The sequence below is a fragment of the Streptomyces sp. NPDC029014 genome (assembly GCF_055564695.1).
The window spans coordinates 18866-38645 of the sequence record NZ_JBVHVT010000005.1; the positions used below are offsets into that span (position 1 = coordinate 18866).

The 19780-nt window shown below is 75.5% G+C and carries 15 protein-coding genes; all 15 read right to left on the bottom strand.

Translation table 11 applies throughout. The features are described from left to right. Window positions 1-115: 115 nt before the first annotated feature. The gene (locus tag ACZ4VL_RS04080) at window positions 116-1663 is read right to left on the bottom strand and encodes an amino acid adenylation domain-containing protein (protein WP_468195559.1); all 1548 of its coding nucleotides are present in this window, start codon (window positions 1661-1663) and stop codon (window positions 116-118) included. A gap of 49 nt (window positions 1664-1712) precedes the next feature. Further along, window positions 1713-2516, bottom strand: a complete 804-nt coding sequence (kamE, locus tag ACZ4VL_RS04085; RefSeq protein ID WP_468195562.1) for a lysine 5,6-aminomutase subunit beta — start codon at window positions 2514-2516, stop codon at window positions 1713-1715. Then, window positions 2513-4231, bottom strand: coding sequence for a lysine 5,6-aminomutase subunit alpha (kamD, locus tag ACZ4VL_RS04090; RefSeq protein WP_468195565.1), 1719 nt, complete (start codon window positions 4229-4231; stop codon window positions 2513-2515). The genes kamE and kamD overlap by 4 nt, the downstream gene beginning before the upstream one ends. Further along, window positions 4228-5307 (bottom strand): L-erythro-3,5-diaminohexanoate dehydrogenase, encoded by a 1080-nt coding sequence (gene kdd / locus ACZ4VL_RS04095; RefSeq protein ID WP_468195567.1) that lies wholly within the window; start codon window positions 5305-5307, stop codon window positions 4228-4230. Before kdd ends, kamD begins: the two co-directional genes overlap by 4 nt. Further along, window positions 5304-6716, bottom strand: coding sequence for a KamA family radical SAM protein (locus ACZ4VL_RS04100; protein WP_468195569.1), 1413 nt, complete (start codon window positions 6714-6716; stop codon window positions 5304-5306). Before ACZ4VL_RS04100 ends, kdd begins: the two co-directional genes overlap by 4 nt. A 55-nt stretch (window positions 6717-6771) precedes the next feature. Further along, the gene (locus ACZ4VL_RS04105) at window positions 6772-7461 is read right to left on the bottom strand and encodes a GNAT family N-acetyltransferase (RefSeq protein ID WP_468195571.1); all 690 of its coding nucleotides are present in this window, start codon (window positions 7459-7461) and stop codon (window positions 6772-6774) included. 56 nt (window positions 7462-7517) lie between these two features. Then, a complete protein-coding gene (locus ACZ4VL_RS04110) occupies window positions 7518-8612 on the bottom strand; it encodes a pyridoxal phosphate-dependent aminotransferase (RefSeq protein WP_468195574.1) in 1095 nt (364 codons plus the stop codon). Beyond that, on the bottom strand, window positions 8609-8980 hold the full coding sequence (locus ACZ4VL_RS04115; protein WP_361098204.1) for a cupin domain-containing protein: 372 nt from the start codon (window positions 8978-8980) through the stop codon (window positions 8609-8611). The genes ACZ4VL_RS04110 and ACZ4VL_RS04115 overlap by 4 nt, the downstream gene beginning before the upstream one ends. 85 nt (window positions 8981-9065) lie before the next feature. Next, window positions 9066-10349, bottom strand: a complete 1284-nt coding sequence (locus tag ACZ4VL_RS04120; protein ID WP_468195577.1) for an ATP-grasp domain-containing protein — start codon at window positions 10347-10349, stop codon at window positions 9066-9068. Between the two features lie 146 nt (window positions 10350-10495). Next, window positions 10496-11272, bottom strand: a complete 777-nt coding sequence (locus ACZ4VL_RS04125) for a GNAT family N-acetyltransferase (RefSeq protein ID WP_468195579.1) — start codon at window positions 11270-11272, stop codon at window positions 10496-10498. Window positions 11273-11314: 42 nt separating this feature from the next. Then, window positions 11315-12655, bottom strand: a complete 1341-nt coding sequence (locus ACZ4VL_RS04130) for an MFS transporter (RefSeq protein ID WP_468195582.1) — start codon at window positions 12653-12655, stop codon at window positions 11315-11317. Next, window positions 12655-13725 (bottom strand): SAM-dependent methyltransferase, encoded by a 1071-nt coding sequence (locus ACZ4VL_RS04135; protein WP_468195584.1) that lies wholly within the window; start codon window positions 13723-13725, stop codon window positions 12655-12657. Before ACZ4VL_RS04135 ends, ACZ4VL_RS04130 begins: the two co-directional genes overlap by 1 nt. A 29-nt stretch (window positions 13726-13754) precedes the next feature. Further along, on the bottom strand, window positions 13755-15074 hold the full coding sequence (locus tag ACZ4VL_RS04140; protein WP_468195587.1) for a CurL C-terminal domain-containing protein: 1320 nt from the start codon (window positions 15072-15074) through the stop codon (window positions 13755-13757). A gap of 8 nt (window positions 15075-15082) precedes the next feature. Then, window positions 15083-19474: an amino acid adenylation domain-containing protein gene (locus ACZ4VL_RS04145; protein ID WP_468195590.1), complete on the bottom strand. Its 4392-nt coding sequence runs from the start codon at window positions 19472-19474 to the stop codon at window positions 15083-15085. Further along, window positions 19471-19767 carry an acyl carrier protein gene (locus tag ACZ4VL_RS04150; RefSeq protein WP_468195593.1) on the bottom strand — a complete coding sequence of 99 codons (297 nt, stop codon included), beginning with the start codon at window positions 19765-19767 and terminating at the stop codon, window positions 19471-19473. The genes ACZ4VL_RS04145 and ACZ4VL_RS04150 overlap by 4 nt, the downstream gene beginning before the upstream one ends. Window positions 19768-19780 lie beyond the last annotated feature (13 nt).

Below are 19780 nucleotides of genomic sequence, written 5' to 3' on the forward strand. Positions count from 1 at the left end.
TCGACAAACTTCCTGGACAGGTGTCTTGAATATATGGACACCTGTCCAGGAAGTCAAAGGTGGCGGGGCCCGCGCCGGCCAGCCCGCGGCTCGACCGCCCCTCGGCGGCCGTGGGTCACGCGGCCAGCGCCGCGCGGTCGAGCTTGCCGTGCGGGGTCACCGGGAGGCGGTCCAGGTGACGGACGTGCTGGGGCACCATGTGGCCCGGAAGTCGCTCGGCGAGCGCCGTGCGGACCGCGGCCGCCCGTACGGTGCCGGGGTCCGCGACGACGTACGCGGTCAGCGCCTGGTCACCGTGGCCGTCCAGGGTCACCAGACAGGCCGCACCCGACACGCCGGGCAGGTCGCGCAGCGCCGACTCGATCTCGCCCAGCTCGATGCGGAAGCCGCGCAGCTTGACCTGGCCGTCCTGGCGGCCGGCGTAGTGGAGCAGGCCCTCGCCGTCGGCGACCGCCCAGTCGCCGCTGCGGTAGTACCGGCCGGAGCCGTCCCCGGCGTCGACGAAGCGGGCCGCGGTGAGGTCGGGGCGCTCCAGGTAGCCGTGGCTGACGCCGGTACCGCCGACGCACATCTCGCCCGGCTCGCCGGCCGGCACGGGCCGGCCCTCGGCGTCGCGCAGCGTGACCGTGAGGTGCGTCAGCGGACGGCCGATCGGCGTCCGGCCGGGTACGGCCCCCGCGAGGGTCTCGGGGGTCAGCGGGCAGTACGTGACGTGGACCGTGGTCTCGGTGATCCCGTACATGTTGATCAGCAGAGCGTCCGGGGCGATCCCTGCGGCCCACCAGCGCTGCACGTCCGCGGGGACCAGCGCCTCGCCGCCGAAGACGACGCGGCGCAGGTCGGGGAGGCGGACCTGCTCGGCGACGGCCTCGGCCACGAGGTTCCCGAACGCGGACGGCACCTGGTTCAGCACGCTGACGTTCCGGGCGGCCAGCAGGCGGGCGAACTCCAGCGGGTCCGTCGCCGCCTCCTTGTCGACGACGACCAGCCGGCCGCCGTACAGCAGCGGCCCCCACAGCTCCCAGACGCTGAAGTCGAAGCTCAGCGAGTGGAACAGGGTCCACACGTCGTCCGCGCCGGTGCCGAGCAGCGGTACGGCCGCGTCCATCAGGGCGAGGACCTGGGCGTGGCCGACCATGCAGCCCTTGGGGTTGCCGGTGGAGCCCGAGGTGTAGATGACGTACGCCGTGTCGGCGGGCAGCTGCGGGGCGGCGGAGCCGTCCGCGCGGGACGCGCCGCGGCTCGCCAGGACGAAGGGGCCCACCTCGGCGATCGGGGTCTCGTCCGCCAGCAGGCCGCTGTCGGACAGCACCAGTTCGGTGCCGGAGTCCCCGAGCAGGTACTCCTGGCGGGCCTGCGGGTAGTTGGGGTCGACCGGCAGGTACGCGGCGCCGGAGCGCAGGATGCCGAGGACCGCGCCGGGGGCGTACCGGCTGCGGGCGGCGCGCAGCGCGACGAGCCGGCCGGGGCCGGTGCGGCCGTCGAGGTGGTGTGCGATCTCGTCGGCGAGGCCGTCCAGTTCCCCGTAGGTCAGGGACCCGTCGGCGTCGCAGGTGGCGGTACGGGCGGCGGCGAGGGCGGCGGCCCCGGCGAACCGGGTGTCGATGCGGTCGGCGGTCCCGGACGGGGCGGGCGGCGCGCCGTCACCGAGGGGGCTGTTCATCGGATTCTCCAGCTGGACGTTGCGGGCGGACACGGGGGCGCAGGGGGCGTCAGACGACGCCCTCCAGGACGGCGGCGGGTACCGGCGCGGGACCCGGGGACCCGGCCGGGACCAGGGCGTGCACCAGGTAGCTCGCCACGTCCCCCGGGGTGGTGCCGCGGCCGAAGATCCGGTCGGCGCCCAGCGTGGCGGCCGAGGAGGCGTCGAAGCGGGGGCCGCCCACGACCAGCAGCGGCCGCTCGTGGTCCGCGAACTCGGCCCGCAGTTCCGCGCTGAGCTCGCGCACGTTGGTGAGGTGGGCGTCCCGCTGGGTGACCGCCTGCGAGACGAGGACCGCGTCCGCCCGCTCGGTGCGCGCCCGGCGCACCAGTTCGTCGACCGGCACCTGCGCGCCCAGGTTGAGCACGCGCATCGACTTGTAGTACTCGAGGCCCTTCTCGCCCGCGAACCCCTTGATGTTGAGGATCGCGTCGATGCCGACCGTGTGCGCGTCCGTGCCGATGCAGGCGCCGATCACGACGAGTTTGCGGCCGAGCCCGTCGCCGATCGCCGCGTCCGCCTCCTTGGCGGACAGCAGCGGGTAGTCGCGCTCGGTCACCTGCACCTCGGCGAGGTCCACGGCGTGCGTCACGGCCCCGTACACGACGAAGAAGCTGAAGTCGGTGCCGCCGACGGCCTTGCTGTGGACGAGCAGCGGGCGCTCCATCCCCATGCGGCGGGCGAGTTGCAGCGCGGCGCCCTCGGCGCGCGGGCCGTGCGGCAGGGGCAGGGTGAAGGACAGCTGCACCATGCCGTCGTCGGTGGTGTCGCCGTACGGGCGGACCGTGCCGGTGGTCCGGGGGGCCGTGTTCATGGGGCCTCGGTTCCTTCCAGGATGTCGGCGGCCGGGTTGCGGTAGCCGGGAGCGCGGCGGAACACGCCGTCCGCGCCGCGCCCGCCGTCCGCGGGCCGCCGCATCCCGCCGAAGGTGCCGCGCCCGATGGCGTCCAGCAGTCCGTCGTCGCAGATGCGCGCCAGCAGGTCGACGGCCTCGTCGAGCACGTGGTGGGCGCGTCGGGTGATGAAACCGTCCGGGGCGGGGCGGAAGTCCTCGGCCAGCGAGCCGGCCGCGCCGAGGACGTAGCGGACGTTCTGCAGGGCCAGGTCGCGGTCGGACAGGAACGGGGTGACGACGGCCTCCGTCATCATCCCGACCAGCAGGATGCTCTGCCCGGTGAGCGCCCCGGCCAGGTTGAAGAAGCCGTTGAGGAGGTAGCCGCGGAAGACGTCACCGGTCATGTGCCGGGTCGGCGGCATCCACTTCAGCGGTGCGTCCGGGAACAGCTCGCGGGCCAGCAGCGCGTGGGCGAGCTCCAACCGGAAGGACTCCGGCCGGTCCGGGTCGATCTCGAAGGCGTGGCCGAGGCCGAGCTGGCCGTCGGGCAGGCCGGCCTCCTTGGCGAAGTACTCGTTGAGCAGCTGGCTGGCCGTCACGGTGTGGGCGGCGTCGACGGCGTCGGCGGTCGTGAGGTAGTTGTCCTCGCCGGTGTTGATGAGGATGCCGGCGCGGGCGTGCAGCTGCCGGGAGAACCGCTGGTCGACGAAGGTGCGCACCGGATTGATGTCGCGGAAGAGGATTCCGTACATCGAGTCGTTGAGCATCATGTCGAGGCGTTCGAGACCGGCCAGGGCGGCGATCTCCGGCATGCACAGCCCGGACGCGTAGTTGGTGAGCCGTACGTAGCGGCCCAGTTCGGCGGAGACCTCGTCGAGGGCGGCGCGCATCAGCCGGAAGTTCTCGCGCGTGGCGTAGGTGCCGGCGTACCCTTCGCGGGTCGCGCCCTCCGGAACGTAGTCGAGGAGCGACTGGCCCGTGGAGCGGATCACCGCGATCACGTCGGCTCCGCCGCGGGCCGCCGCCTGGGCCTGGCGGATGTCCTCGTAGATGTCGCCGGTGGCCACGATCAGGTAGATCCAGGGCGCGGGAGGGTTGCCCAACTCCCCTGCCAGGCGGGTTCGTTCGGAGCGGCGGGCGTCGATGGTGGCGATGCCGCGGGCGACCGCGGCGTGGGCGGCGCGGGCCGCCGCCTCGGCCTGCGCGCCCTCCGGGATCCGGAAGGAGACGGTGCGGGCGGCGGCGTGGGCGGCGAGGTCGGTCAGGTCCCGGTAGCGGCCGGTGCTCAGGGCGTCCCACACCGGCAGGCACACGCCGTGCTCCAGGCCGACGGCGTCGGCGACGGTGTCGACGAGCCGGTTGACCCACGGAATGCCTTCCGGGTCGGCGCCGTCCAGCCCGGCCAGGCGCAGGGTGGCGCGCTCGACGGACACCGTGGTGTGCGAGCGGGCGAGTTCCACGACGGGGCGGCCGGCGCGGGCCGCGAGTTCCCGGGCCCGCTCGACCGTGCGCGGGTCCAGGCCCAGCTTCGCGGAGGCGGGCGGCACGGGAACGTCCGGCGCGGGCCGGCCTGCGCGGGCCGGCGCGGTCGGGGCGTCCGGCGCGGTCGGGGCGTCCGGCGCGGCCGCGGACACCGGGGCGAGGACGGGGGCGGGAACCTCGGCGGCGGCAGGGGCCTCGACGGGGGCGGTCATCGTGCGGCTCCGTTCCCCGCGTTCCGGGCCGTACGGTCGAACAGGTCGCGTACGCCGGGGACTTCGCGGACCAGGTCGAGGGCGAGGTCGCTGTGACCCGGCTGGTAGCCGTTGCCGATCAGCAGGGTGACGTCGCCGGCCAGGCCCTCGGCGCCGAGCGCCGCCGCGCTGAACGACGTGGCCATGGAGAAGAACACGACCGAGCCGCCGTCGCGGGTGGCCAGTACCGCCGCGTGCTCGCAGCCGCCGACGTCCGTGCACACGACGGTGATGTCGGCCGGGCCGCCGTGCTCCTCCAGCTGCGCGTGCAGGGCGAGCGCGTCGCGCGCGTCGGCCCGTACGACCTCGTCGGCGAGCCCGGAGGCGCGCAGCGCGGCCTCTTCCGCGGCGTCGGGGACCACGCCGACGAGCCGGCCGGCGCCCGCGCGGCGGGCCGCCGCCAGCGACAGCGACCCGGACTTGCCCGACGCGCCGAGCACCAGCACCGAGGGCGCGGTACCGGACCGGGCGTACGACTCGACGACGCGGGCGGTCAGGGCCGGCGCGCCGCACACGTCCAGGACGGACAGGGCGAGTTCGTCGGGCAGGTCGTCCGGCAGGACGGCGGCGACGGACCGGCCGAAGAGGATGGCGTGGCCGCGGGCCGGGACCCGCTCGCCGAGGCCGTCCCAGTCGCGCAGCCCGTCGGTGATCTCCAGGGGCGTCAGGGTGAGCGACACCAGGGTGGCGACCCGGTCGCCGGGGCGCAGGCCGAGCGGCGACTGCGGCCCGGCGGCGGCGACGGTGCCGATCAGCATGCCGCCGGAGCCGGTCACGGGGTTGTGCATCTTGCCCCGGTCCCTGACGAGGTCGCACACCGCGCGTCGGACGGCGTCGCCGTCCCCGCCGTGGGCCTCGCGCAGCTGCCGGAAGGAGGCCGCGTCCAGGTTCAGGCAGGTGACGTCGATGCGGACCTCGTCCGGCGCGATCCGCGGGTCGGTGTCGAGCCGCAGGGCGGCCTGGGGCAGGACACCGGCGGGCTCCAGTACCCGGTGGAGTCCGAACGGCGAGGGGGTGCGCGTCGCAGCGGACGTCATGACGCCCCGCCGATCAGGTTCTGGCAGCTGGTCCACCACGCCTGCCCCGACTCGGGCAGGGTCTGCACCGGGTCGTAGTAGTGGTGCACCCGGTCCAGAGCCGCCGGGTCGTCCTGGTCGGCCGTCGTGCGGTAGTTCTTCGTCCAGTACGAGATGCCGCGCTCGCGGTCGTAGCCGTCGGCCTGGTCCACCCAGCGCTTGCCCACGTACGGTACGTCGCAGACCACGCGCGGCGTGGCGAACCCGGGCAGGTAGCCCATGATCGAGCGCTGCAGCGCCTGGGCGCGGGACAGCGGCACCCGCCAGTGCTCGGCGCCCGGGATCATGTCGCAGAGGTAGAAGTAGTACGGCATGACGCCGGCCGAGTCGAGCAGGGCGAAGCACAGGTCGAGCAGGGCCTCGGGCGTGGTGTTCACGCCGTTCAGCAGGACGCCCTGGTTGCGCACGTCGCGCAGGCCGGCGTCCAGCAGCGCCCGGGAGGCCTCGGCGACCAGCGGGGTGACCTGCTGGGCCGCGTTGGCGTGGGTGTGCAGGGCCAGGGACACGCCGCGCTCGCGGGCGCGGGCGGACAGCCGGGCGACCCCGTCGAGGACCTGGGGTGCCATCCAGTGCTGGGGCAGCCCGATCAGGCCCTTGCTGGCGAGCCGGATGTCGCGGACCGAGTCCAGGTCCAGCAGCCGGCCGACGAAGGCCTCCAGCCGCGGCCAGGGCACGTTGGCGACGTCGCCGCCGGAGACGACGACGTCGCGGACGGTCGGCGTGGCGCGGAGGTAGTCGATCATGCGGTCCAGCCGGTCCGCGGGCCGCAGGACGAAGCGGTACTTGGTGATCTGCGGGGTGGACGTGCCGACGAGGTCCATCCGGGTGCAGTGCCCGCAGTACTGGGGGCAGGTGGTCACCAGCTCGGCGAGCACCTTCGTCGGGTAGCGGTGGGTGAGGCCCTCCACCGCCCACATCTCGGCCTCGTGCAGCGAGTCCCGGGAGGCGAGCGGGTGGCTGGGCCACAGCGGGTGCCGGTCGGAGGCCACCGGCAGCATGTACCGGCGGACCGGGTCCTCGTACCAGGCGGCGGTCTCGACGGGGGCGTGGGGCGCCATCGTGTTCAGCACGTGCGGCGGCAGCAGGACCGGCATCGTGGCGTGTTCGCGCTGGTCGGCCTCGAGGTCGGCGTAGAACGCCTCGTCGAGCCCGGACCCGGCCACCGCGTGCAGCTCCCGCACGCCCTTGACGCAGTGGGCGCGCTGCCACTGCGGGTCGCGCCACTGCTCTTCGGTGACGTCGCGCCAGCCGGGGAAACGCCGCCAGTCGGGTTCGACGGCCTCGTGGCGGCGGTAGGCGTACGGCTGCGGCAGGGGTTCGGCGACGGTGTCCGCGGGGACGGCCTCGGCGCGCAGTGAACGGGACACCATGTTCCTCAGTTCTCTCGGTTCTCTCGGGTCTCGCGGTTCCTCGGTGGGCCGTCGGTCAGTGGGGGAGGCGGTAGACGAGCAGTCCCTCGGCGTCGCGCCCGGGCAGCAGGGAGAAGCCGGCCCGTTCCATGACGCGCTGCGAGGCGGCGTTGTCCTCGGTGGTCGTGGCGATGACGGTGTCGACGCCGTCCTGGCGCAGGGTCCACGCGGCCAGCTCCGCCAGGGCCTCCGTGGCGTACCCCTGGCCGCGGGCCGGCTCGGCGAGGTCGAAGCCGATCTCGGCGGACCCGTCGGACGGCGGGCCGTGGAAGCCCATCGCGCCGACGACCCGGGCGTCCTCGGCCCGTACCAGCAGGTACATGCCCCAGCCGGGCTGGTGCAGGCCCGCGTCGGCGGCCCGGACGAGCATCTTCGACGCGATCTGCGTCTCGGCGCTGGGGGCGCCGCCCAGCCAGTCGAGCCCTGCGGACTCGCCGGCCGTGATCTGGCGGGCCTCCGCGGGCAGCACCTCGCGCAGCCACAGCCGGGCGGTCGCCAGCAGCTGGAGCGCGGGACGGGCGGCGTCCTCGGCGGCGGCCTCGCGGACGGGGGCGGGTCGGCCGTCGGTCCACAGTTCGGCGATGCGGTCCAGGCACGCCTGCTCGGTGCCGGTCCAGCCGGTGCTCTGCCAGCCGGCGGGCAGGTCGTTCGCGCTGGGCCACACGGCGTACTGCTCGCGGGTGTTGATGATGACGGCGTGCGTCACTGGGAGTCCTCCTGGTAGTGCGGTGCCGCCGGTCCGCCGCCGGCGGTCGGCCATGGTCAGCGGGCGGACGGGGCCCCGGCGGCCGCGAACGGGCGGGGGTCCTCGGCGGGGGCGCCGACCGGGTCGATGACGTCGAGGGCGTCGAGGACCCGGACGAGGGCGTCCTCGGGGCCGAGGGAGATGCGCAGGTGCCCGGCGAAGCCGAACCGGCCCGCGTCGCGGACGAGGATCCCGTACTCCTCGGCGAGCAGCCGCTCGGCGGCCGCCGGGTCCGACACCGGCACGGCGACGAAGTTGGTGGTGGTGGGCAGCGACTGCCGCCCCCGCCGGCGCAGTTCGTCCCGGAACCAGTCGCGGCGCCGGTCGTTGCGGCGGACCACGTCGGCCAGGTGGTCCTGGTCGGCGAGGGCCGCGACGGCGGCGGCCTGGGCGACGGCGTTGACGCTGAACGGCATGGTGCCCTGGACCGCGTGCAGCCGGGCGACGAGGTCGGCCCTGCCGACGGCGTACCCGATGCGCAGTGCGGCGAGGCCGTACGCCTTGGACAGGGTCCGCAGCGACAGCAGCGGGGCGCCGCCGTCCAGGTAGTCGAGGACCTGCGGGGTGCCGGCGGGGGCGAACTCGAGGTAGGCCTCGTCGACCACCAGCGGGGTGCCCGTCGCCGCGGCCCGCTCGACCAGCAGGTCGAACGCGGCCCTGTCGAGGACGGCCCCGCTCGGGTTGTGCGGGTGGCACAGGTAGGCGATGCCCGCGCGGTCCATGGCGGCCGCCACGGCCCCGGCATCGGTGCGACCGCCGTCGAGGGGGACCTCCTCGCAGCCGCGGCCCACCGTGTTCAGGCAGATGCGGTAGCCGGGGAAGGTCCCGGCGGTGGTGACGCCCGGGCGGTCGCGGTCGCCGAGGGCGAGGGCGGCCAGGAGGACGAGTTCGTCGCTGCCGTTGGCGACGGCGACCTGGGTCCGGTCGACGCCGGCGTGTGCGGCGATGGCCGCGGCGACGTCGGTGCGGGCCGGGTCGGGGTACCGGGCGGTGGGGTCGAGGGCCTCGCGGGCGGCCCGCAGCGCGGCGGGGCTGCAGCCGAAGGGGTTCTCGCTCAGGTGCAGCCGGGCGGGGCCGGCGCCGGTCGCGGCAGGGCTCACGGTGGTGCTCACGCGGCGTCCCCCAGCAGCACGCCGAAGCAGTAGCTGCCGGGCTCGGCCTCCAGGGTGAGGAAGCGGTGCTCGGCGCCGGCGGGCACGTGCAGCAGGGCCGGGGACGACAGCTCGTGGGTCTCCCCGTCGACGGTCACCTCGATGCGGGCGCCGCCGGGGCGGGGCGAGACGAGGAAGTAGATCTCGGCGACCTCGTGCCGGTGCGGGTCGGCGACGGGGCGGCCCACCAGGTGGTCGATGGGCCCGCCCGCGATCTGCACCGGCACACCGCCGAACATGTCCGCCGTCAGATAGAAGGGGGCGGGATCGTGGTGGCCGGCGACCGGCAGGAACTTCGGTACGTCGGTGCGGATCTCGGCGGTTGCCACGGACGCCACTCCTTGTTCGGGTTCGGTCTCTCGGTGGGCTGAGCCTGGCCGATCCCGCTCGAGCGGCGCTGGAGTCCGCGGGACGTCAGGAGACCGGCAGGGCCTGACTGCCCGCGGCGACGGTGTGCGGCTGCCCGTCCGGCCCCTCGACCGTGAAGGACAGGACGGCCAGGACCTGGTCGACGAGCCGGAACATCGCGTCGTGGTCGGGTGCCACGGCCTCCACCCAGGCCAGTTCGCTGGAGTGCACCCCGGCAGGGAGCCGGTCGCCGGTGGAGTGCGGGATGATGACGTTCTCCACGCCCTCCAGGGCCAGTACGGCCCGCAGGCCGTGCACGGCGCGGTAGGTGCCGCCGTCGGGCGGTGCGGGCACGCACCACGAGAAGACGACCCGGCGCTCGTCGGCCTGCACGTGTGAGACGTCCTCGCCGAGGGCGACCCGGCCGGCGAGTTCGACGGGGCGCAGTTCGCCGGACAGCCGGGCCAGCTGGGTCTGCCAGCCGCCCAGCCGGCCGTTGACCTCGATGATCCGCGGGCCGTCCGGGGTGAGCTTGAGCTCGGTGTGACTGACGCCGGTGGTGATGTCGAGGGCCTGCAGGGCCGCCGTGACGGTGTCCAGGGCCGCGGCCCGCTCGTCCTCGGGCAGGACGGCCGGGCGCAGGTTGCCGACCTCGCGGAACGGGGGCGCCAGCGGGAACTTGCCGGTGACCGCCCAGTGCGAGATCCGCCCTCCGCTGACGGCGGACTCCACCGAGACGTAGTCGCCGTACGGTGCGCTGTCCCGGCCGGTGAGGTACTCCTCCAGGACCAGGGAGGTCTCCGCGTCCGGTCCGGTCAGCAGCAGCCGCGCCAGCTCGGCGCCCTCCTGCGCGTCCTCGACGAGGTGGGTGCTGCGGCTGCCCTGGCCGCTCGACGGCTTGAGCACGGCCGGGAGGCCCACGGCGGTGAGGGCCCCGGTCCAGTCCTCCGGGCGGGTCAGGCGGTACGAGCGCACCGAGTCGACGCCGTGCTCGCGCAGCCGGCTGCGCTGGGCGTACTTGTCGCGGAGCAGCTCCACGGTGGCCGGGGTGTGGTAGGGCAGGCCGAGCCGTTCGGCGAGCTCGGCGGTGACGGCCAGCTTGGTCTCGCTGAACGTGAGGATGGCGTGCGGCGCGTGGGCGCGCAGCAGCGCGGCCGAGGCGTCGTGGTCCTGGGCGTCGAGCCGGACCACGGGGGCGAGTTCCTCCGCCAGCGGACCGACGTCGTCGGTGTGTTCGGAGGGCCACAGGGCCAGCACGGGGCTGCCGAGCGGCGCCAGGCCGTCGATGATGTCGATGACGGACGCGGAGCCCTTGTCGTAGACGACGACGATGACGGGGCGCTCGGGCATGGCGGTTCTTTCCTCTCCGGGGAACGGTGAACGGGAGCCGCCCGGGCGGCGGGCGGCTCCGGTGGTGCCGGGGATGCGCGGGGATGCGCGGGGTGCGGGGGTGCGGGGGGTGCGGGGGGTGCGGGGGGGGAGGAATGGGGTACCGGCTACGCCGCGGGCTGGTCGGATTCCTCGGCGTACCGCACGCCGGACAGCACGCTGGCCAGGGGCGTACGGGGGACGGCGACGCCTCCCCGGGCGACGGGCCCGGCAGGTGCCGCGGGCGCGGCGGGCGTGGCGGGCGTGGCCGGCAGGCCGAACAGCGGCAGCGCGGACCGGGTGCCGGTCACCTCGGCCTCGACGGTGCGGTGGGCGAGCCAGCGTTCGCGGCCGAGCCGGAAGCGGTCGCTGACCACCTGCTCGCCGCGGACGGCGTTGACCTGGCTGCCGTCGTGCTCGAAGCCGAACTTGCGGCACACCCCCTGCGAGGCCTCGTTGCCCCGGCGCACGACGGAGAACGCCTGCTCGGCGCCGAGCCCGGTGAACGCGAGCTCCAGGGCGGCCGCCCGGGCGTGCCCACCGAGGCCCTCGCCCTGCCGGCTCAGGGACAGCCAGGAGGTCAGCAGCACCTCCCGGGTGACGCCGAAGTCCCGGGCGCCCAGGCTCTGCGAGCCGATCACCTCGCCGTCGTGGACGACGACGAGGTACAGCGTCCAGTCCTCCGGCGTCCAGGAGGCCATGGCGTTCCAGTGGCGCTGGAGCACGCGCCGGGCGACCTCCTCGGGGCTGCCGTCCGTCCACTGCGAGAAGAACGGCATGAACCCGGGGGCGTGCACCCCCTCGACGGCCCGGTCCGCGAGGGCGTCCAGGTCCTCGGGGGTGGGCCAGCGCAGTTCGATGCGGGACGTGCGGACGCTGATGCCGGTGAGCGGCCAGTGCTTCATGGTGTACGGGACCTCGTCAGGGCAGGGGGTGGGATGTTCGGATCACGCGGCGGCCGGGACGGCGGCCGCGGCGGCCGGGGCGGGGGCGTCGGAACCGGACGCTTCCTGCGGGGCCTCCTCCTCCGGTGCGGGGAGGTCCGCCCGGGCGGTGAGCGTCGTCCGCAGGCGCACGGCCACGGCCACGACGCCGGCGCAGCCGGCGATGAGGGCGGCCATCAGGCCGAGGCCGTCCGCCCAGGGCAGCAGCGCGCCGGCGAGTGCGGGGCCGGCGACGGAGCCGGTCGAGACCGCCACGGACAGCAGGGCGTTGACCCGGCCGCGGACGTTCTCCTCCGCCAGGTCGTTGAGCAGGGAGGTCACGACGGGGAAGACCAGGGCCTCGCCCACCGACAGCAGCACGACGCCGGCCAGCGCGAGGCCGAGCGCGGTGCCGCCGCTCTGCAGCCCGGCGAGCAGGACCAGGGCCCAGGCCAGCGCCCAGACGCCGCCGGAGACGGCGAGGACCGTGCTGCGGCGGACGGTCTGGATGCGCTCGGCAAGCAGGAACTGTGCGCCGACGGCGACGAGAATGTTGACGGCGAAGGCTCCGGAGATGCCCTCCGGTCCGAGGGCGCCGCCCTGGGTGAGGTAGCCGGGCAGGCCGGAGCGGAACTGCCCGTACGAGACGAGCGAGCAGACGGCCAGGGCGGCGAGCAGCGCGCCGATGTGGCGCTGGGTCAGCACGTCGCGGTAGCCGGCCCGCTGCTTCGGCTCCGCGCCGGAGCCGTCGTCCTCGCCGTCGGCCCCGAGGGCCTTGGGCAGCAGCCAGAGCAGGGCCGCCCCGGCGAGCAGGAAGGTCGCGCCGTCGGCGAGGTACAGGGCGGCGAACCGGGCCGCCCGCGACCCGGCGTCCAGTGCGGCCACTGCCCCGCCGACGAGCACGCCGACCCCGGTCATCGCGTTGAACACGGCGTAGTCCGCGGAGTAGGCAAGCGAACGCTCCCGCGCGGAGGCGGCCCCCGCGTACAGGAAGCGCATGGCCGTGCCCACCCCGCTGATGCCGAGGCCGTAGACGAGCGCCGCGGCCAGGGCGGTGGCGACCCCGTCCGCCTGCGCGTACAGGGCGGTGCCGACGCCCGCCACCGCCATGACCAGCGGGACGGTGGTGCGGGGCGCGAACCGGTCGAGCACCGCGCCCCACAGCAGACCCCCGGCCACCGCGGTGGCGGCCTGGAGGGCGAGCGTCACGGCGGGCACCCATGCGGGCAGCCCGCGCACGTCGCTCAGGTAGATCCACAGGAAGGGCAGTACCAGGCCGCCGCCGAAGGAGTTGACGGCGTTGACCGCGAGCACCGTCCGGGTGCGGAGGGAGAACTCCCCGAGTACCGCGAGGGGGTTGCGCATCAGCAGGCCTCCAGCACGTACAGCCACGAGTGGGGGGTGCCGAAGGGGACGACGCGGCGCGGCACCAGGCCGGCGGCGGCGAACAGCTCCTCGTACGTCTCCTTGGTGTGCAGCGGTACGCCCATGAGGGCGTGCGCGAGCTCGTAGCCGAGGGAGAACACCGGCAGGGAGGCGGAGTTCTCGGAGTCGGGGCGCAGCATCGTGTCGGCGAGGACGAAGGTGCGGGCCGCGGGGAACGCCTCGCGCATGCGCGTGAACGTCTGCGGGCGGGTCGCGGGGTCGGCGAGCAGGTCGTGCAGCAGGAAGAAGCTCATGACCGTGTCGACCTCGGCCAGCTTGTCGCGGTGCGCGGCCCGGTGGCAGACGTCGAGGACGTCGGTCTGGATCGCCTGGACGCGGTCGGCGAGGCCGGCCTCGGCGATGGTGCGGTGGCCGAGCTCGGTGGCCGGGCCGCTGATGTCCAGGCCCAGGCCGCGGGTGCCGGGCCGCTCGCCGACGACGCGGGAGACCCGGGCGGAGATGCCGCTGCCGAGGTCGGCGAGGACGGAGAAGTCCACGTCGGCGAGGACGTCGTCGAGGGTCCCGGCCATGAAGGAGCGGTCGTTCTGGCCGGAGCCGAGGGCCACCATCGCCTCGTCGCGCAGCACGTCGGTGCCGAACTCCGCCTCGCCCGTCGCGATCCGGTGGGCCTGAGCGAACACCTCGTTGTAGCCGCCGACGCCCCAGGTGAAGTAGCCGCGCATGCGGAGCATCTCCTGGCCCGCGCTGGTCAGCAGTGCGGTGTCGCCGCCGTCCTGGAGGCGGAGCCAGCCGCAGGTGGCGGCGGCGCGGACGATCTCGCGCAGGACGCGCTCGCGGACGGCGGGTCCGGTCTCGGCGGCGAGGGCGCGCAGGTCGAGGAGCGGGTTGGCGGCGAGCCTGTCCCAGATGCCGAGCCGGTCGAGGGCGTTGACGACGGTGCCGGCCACGTAGCCGTTGTAGGCCTGGTCGACGCCCATCGGGGCGGGGGCGGCGCCGGCCCAGTCGGCGGGGATCTGCGGGGTGGTGAGGTGGTCCTGTACGGCGGTCATGGCGGTCCTTTCGGTGGCGGGACGGAGTGTCAGAGGGTGGCGGCGGCCGGGCGGAGGGAGGCTCCGGCCAGCTCGGCCCATTCGGTGAGGAGTTCGTCCGCGGACGCGGCCCCGGCGACCGGGGCGTACACGGCGAGTGCCACGGCCCAGCCGTCCTGCGCCGGAGCGAGCGCGCAGCGCACGAGCGGGGCGTCGGCCACGGCGAAGGACTCCTCGACTGTGGCGTGCCGAACTCGAGCGCGTGCCTCGTCCCGCTCGTCCGGGCCGAGCAGGGTCACCGGGACGGGCGTCTGGGCGGTACGGGCGAACCAGCGGCCGCCGTGCTGCGTGAAGACGGTGCGCAGCGCCGGGTGGCGCTGCTGGAGCGCGGCGAGGGCGGCGTCGGCGGCGGCCCGCTCGGGCAGGCGCCCGGGCAGGACGGCCGTGGCGCACTGTGCGTGCTCGGCGGCGCTGCCGCGGCGGACGAGGTCGTGGAAGAGCCAGCGCTGCTCGTGCGGGGTGAGCGGGCGGAGGTCGGCGGCCGGGCCGGTGACCGGGCCGGAGCGCCGGAACGGGTAGCCGGGCAGGCGTACGCGCCGGCCCGCGCGGTCGAGCGAGCAGTCGACGTCGACGCCCCGCCGCCACAGGGCGGCGAGCAGTTCGGCGTGGGAGCGGGCGGAGGACGGGTCCAGGTACAGCTCGGTGCCGGTTCCTTCGCCGCGCCCCTCGCCGGCGGCGGCGAGGCGGACGACCAGGGCGGTCCCCGCGGCTTCCGCGGTCCCTGCCCCTGCCCCTGCCCCGGCCGGGACCGGGCTGCCGGTGGCGGCGGCGCGCAGCGCGTCCGCCAGGGGCAGTGCGCCGAGCAGGGCCGCGGCGGCGGCCGCGCCGGGTCCCCGGCCGCGGACGGCGGCGGGGCGCAGGCCCCGGGCGGCGAGCCACGCGCCGGTGCCGTGGAGCACGGCGGCGGTGCGGGCGGCGGACCGGTCGGCGCCGGCGGGCAGTTCGAGGGCCTCGGCCAGTGCGACGGCCTCGGTGACCTGCGGCAGCTCGGGGGTGCCCCCGGCCGCCGCCGAGCCGTCACCGAGGTCGAGGACCAGGGTGCCCGCGGGCTCGGTCGGCCGGGTGTCCCGGGCCGCGTCCCGCAGTGCGGCCGCGAGCCCGGCGGCGTCGGTGCCGGTGACGGCTCGGCGTGCGGCGAACCGCTCCCGGCCGTGTGCGAGGGTGGCGGCCAGGTCGTCCGGCCGGAGCGACGGGTCCGCCGCGAGCAGGGCGGCGAGCCGCTCGCAGGAGGCGGCTACGGCCTCCTCGTCCCGGGCCGACAGGGCGAGGACGCGCGGCGCGTCGGCACCCGTCAGGAATGTCGTGCTCATGTTGGCGCTCACGCCCTTTCCGCTGCGTATTCCTGGACGACCACGTGCGCGTTCGTGCCGCCGACGCCGAACGAGCTGACGCCCGCGGTGCGCGGCCGGCCCGCGGCGGCCTGCCAGGCCCGGCTCTCGGGCAGCAGGCTGAACCGGCCGGTGAGTTCGTCGATCGGCTCGCCCGTGTTCGGTGTGCCGGGCAGTACGCCGTGGTGCACGGCGAGGACGGTCTTGATGAGGCCGGCGATGCCGGCGGCCGTGTTGCAGTGGCCGATCGACGCCTTCACGGAGCCGACGGCGACACCGGGTCCCTCTGTGCCCAGGGCCTCGCCGAGGGCGGTCGCCTCGATCGCGTCGCCGAGCCGGGTGCCGGTGCCGTGCGCCTCGACGTAGCCGATGTCGGCGCCGGTGACGCCGGCCGCGGCGAGGGCCCGGCCGATGACGCGGGCCTGGCCCTCCACGCCCGGCGCGGAGTAGCCGACCCGGGCGCGGCCGTCGTTGTTGACGGCGCTGCCGCGGATCACCGCGTGGATCGGGTCCCCGTCCCGTTCGGCGTCGGAGAGCCGGCGCAGCAGGAGCGCGCCCGCGCCGAAGCCGCCGACGGTGCCCGAGGCCCGCCGGTCGAACGGCCGGCACACGCCGTCGTCGGCGTACAGCAGGCCGGGACGGAAGGTGTAGGAGCCGTCGGACGAGCCGTCGAGCGAGACGGCGCCGGCCAGGGCGTAGTCGCTCTCGCCGCGCAGCAGTGCGCGGCAGGCCAGGTGGACGGCGTACAGGCCCGTGGAGCAGGCGGTGTCCAGCATGAGCGCCTCGCCCCACAGGTCGTGCAGGTAGGCGAACCGGGAGGCGGCGAACGTCGGGTCGGCGTTGACGATGTCGTCGACGCGGGCCTCGCCGTCGGTGCGGACGAACCGGGGGCAGCCGGCGTACAGGCTGGTGCGGTGGGCGATGTCGGACAGCCGCAGGGACGCGTCCTCGACGGCCGCCCACAGCACTTCGTGCAGGACGCCCTGCTGCGGGTCGCCGGCCGCCACGTCCTCGGCGGTGAAGCCGAGGAGCCCGGCGTCGTAGCCGGTGCCGTCGGCCGGCATGCCCCAGCGGGCCACCCTGCGGGTGCCGTCCGCCAGTTCGGTGACGACCGGGCCCGGTCCCTCGCTGAAGCAGTCGCGGCCGGCCGCGAGGTTGTCCCAGAAGGCGTCCAGGTCGGGAGCGCCGGCGAACCGCGCGCCCATGCCGACCACGGCGATCAGGTCGTCGTCGGCGGCTTCCCGGACCGCCGCCCGCGGCGGGACGGCGGCGTCGGACCGCTCCTCGTCGGCGGCGGCGCCCCCGATGAGCCGGGCCTGGGCACGGACGGTGGTGTGCCGCATGAGGTCGGCGACGCGCGGGGCGGTGCCGGTGGCGGCCTCCAGTGCGTCCTGGAGCTTGACGAGGAGCAGCGAGTGGCCGCCCGCCTCGAAGAAGTTGGTCTCCGGTCCGAAGGCGCGCCCGGGCAGTACCTCGCGCCACGCCCTCAGCACCGCGTCCGTGACGCCGCCGGTCGTCGCGGCGGTCCCGCGCAGCGGAGCGGGCCCGGGCTCCGGGAGGGGCGCCGGTGCGGCGGCGGGCGCGGCCCCGGCCGTGTCGGCGGGTGCCGGGAGCCGCTTGCGGTCGATCTTGCCGTTCGGGGTCAGCGGCAGCTCGTCGAGGACCAGCAGGTGCGAGGGCACCGCGAACTGCGGGAGCACGCCCCGCAGGTGGGCCCGTACGGAGTCCAGCGCGGCGGCCCGCTCCAGGACGGCGTACCCGACGATCTCCTTCTCGCCCCTGCCGTTGATCCGCGTGGTGACGAACGCGCCGCGCACCTCCGGGTGCGCCCGCAGGGCCGATTCGACCTCGCCGAGCTCCACGCGCTGGCTACGGATCTTCACCTGGTTGTCGGCGCGGCCGATGAACTCCAGTTGTCCGTCCGCGGTCCAGCGCACCCGGTCGCCGGTGCGGTACATCCGCCCGCCCGGCTCGTCGCCGAAGGGGTCCGGCACGAACCGCTCCGCGGTGCGCCGGGGGTCGCCGAGGTAGCCGCGGGCCACGCCGGTGCCGCCGAGCAGCAGCTCGCCGGGGACGTACGGCGGGGCCGGGGTCAGGGTTCCCTCCAGCACGACGTGGAGGCTCGTGTCGGGCACGGCGCGGCCGATCGGGACGGTGCGCGCGCCGTCCTCGACCTCCTCGATGGGGTACCAGGAGGAGGTGAAGGAGTTCTCGGTGGGGCCGTAGCTGTGCAGCAGGGTCCCGGGCGGGGCCCAGCGCAGCGCCTTCTCGACGTGCGGAACGGAGATGATCTCGCCGCCGAAGTAGACGCGGCGCAGCGACTGCAGCAGGTCGGGGGTGTCCTCGATGAGCCGGTTCAGCAGCGGTGTGGTGACCAGCAGGGTGGTGACCGCGAGTTCGCGCAGGGCGGTGCGCAGTTCGCGCGGGCTGAGGACGAGCTCCTTGTCGAGGACGGCCAGGGTCGCGCCGTGCGTGAGGGCGCCCCAGATCTCGTACGTGGCGCCGTCGAAGTTGAGCGGCGACAGGTGCGAGAGGACGTCGTCGGGGCCGAGCGGCAGGAACTCGGGGCGGTGCATCATCCGCAGCACGCCGCCGTGGTGCAGGACCACGCCCTTGGGGCGGCCCGTGGAGCCGGAGGTGTAGAGCACGTTGAACGCCGTGTCCGGGCCGGCCGAGGTCTCCGGTGCACGGACCGGCAGCGGGGTGGCGGCACGCCGGAGGTCCTGCGGGGTGTGCACGGGCAGCCCGGTGACCCGGTGCGCCTCGTCGGCCTCGGCGACGAGCAGGCGGGGTCGGGCGTCGCCGATCACCATCTGCAGCTGGGCGTCGGGGTAGGCGGGGTCGAGCGGCAGGTAGGCGGCACCGGCGAGGCCGACGGCGAGCATCGTCGTCACCGTGTCCGCGCCGGGGCGCAGCAGCAGGGCGACCACGTCGTCGGTGCGCACGCCCTGGATGCGCAGCCAGTGCGCCATCCTGGCGGCGTCGCGGACGAGTTCGCCGTAGCTGAGCCGGAGGCCGTTGTGGACGATCGCGGTCGCGTCCGGGTCCCGGCGGGCCTGCTCCAGGACGAGCGCGGGGACGGTGGCCGCGGACGGCGGGGCGGACGGTGCGGTGTGCGCGGCGGCCGGGGTCTGCGCCGCGGCGAGGGAGGCCAGCAGGTCGCGGCAGGTGGCGCCGGGCCACAGCGCGGTCTGGAGCATACGGTCGATCTGCTCGGCCATGAGCTCGGCCGTGGCGGAGGTGTGGACCGCCAGGTCGTGGTCGATGCGCAGGACGAGCCGGTCCGCGGCCTCGACGGCGGCGAACGCCAGGTCGTACTTGGCGACGGCGGTCTGCGGGTGCAGCAGCCGGACCTCGGCGTCCGGCACCTGCCAGGCCGCGGCGGGCTGCGGCTGGTGCAGGAAGACCGCCGAGTAGAGCGGGGTGGAGCCGGGCGGCGGGTCGCCGGCCTCGGCGTGCGCCTCCATCGACGCGAGGACCTGCTCGGCGAGGGCGGCGGCGTGGTCGCCGAACGGGCGGGCCGCGTCGTGCACGGTACGGACGGGCAGCACGCGGGTGAACAGCCCGACGGCGTCCTCGGTGCCCGGCTCGTCACGGCCGGCGAACGGCATGCCGAGCACGCCGTCGTCCTCCCCGGACCAGGCGTGCAGCAGCAGGCTCCACACGGCGAGCAGCACCATGGCGGGGCTGACGCCCTCCCGGGCGGCCAGGGAGCGCAGGTCCGCCAGCCGCTCGGCGGTCAGGGTGCGCTCGGTCCAGCCGGCCGGGCCGCGCAGCCCGTTCTCGGGGCGCACCAGGTCGGGCAGGGGGGCGAGCAGCGCGGGCTCGCCCCCGAGGAGCTCCGCCCAGTACGGGTCGAGGGCGGTGGCCTGGCTCGGGGCGGGCACCGGCACCGGGTCGAAGCCCGGGTCGCGGTCGGCGCAGCGGCTGCGGTAGGCGCGGAGCAGGTCCTCGGTGAGGACGTCCACGGACCGGCCGTCGGCCACGATGTGGTGGACCGTCAGGGAGACCAGGGAGGCGTCGTCGTGGCGCAGCACCTCGGCGCGCAGCAGGGGTGCGGTGCCGGGGTCGAGGGGCCGTTCGGCGGCGCGCGAGGCGCCTTCGAGGGCCGCCCGGCGGTCGTACGGGCCGGGGCGGACGGTGATGTGCAGCGGTACGGTGGCGTTCGGCTCGGCGAGGTGCAGGAGCGCGCCGTCCCGGGTGTCGAACCGGCCGGCGAGTGCCGGGTGCCGCAGCAGGACGTCGGCGAGGGCCGCGCGCAGGGCCCGCTCGTCGAGGCGGCCGCGGAATTCCAGGGCGAACGGGATGTTGTAGCGGCCGGTCTCGGGTTCGCAGCGGTCCGCGAGCCAGATCTCCAGCTGTGCGGAGGAGGCGGCGGTCACGCTCCGGCCTCCGCGCGGGCCGTGCCGTCGCCGGCCGCCGCGGCGCGGTCGGTGAGGTGGAGGGCCAGTCCGGCGACGGTGGGGTGGGCGAAGAAGTCGCGCACGGTCAGCGGTATGCCGAGCTCGGTCTTCAGGGCGCGCACGATCCGCACGGCGCACATGGAGTGGCCGCCGACCTCGAAGAAGTGCTCGTCGTCGTGGAACTCGTCGTGGCCCAGGCCCCGGGCCCAGGCGGTGCGCACGCGCGCCGCCAGGTCCGCCGTGGTGCCGTCGGTGGGAAGCGTGGATGTCATGGTGGGAACTCCT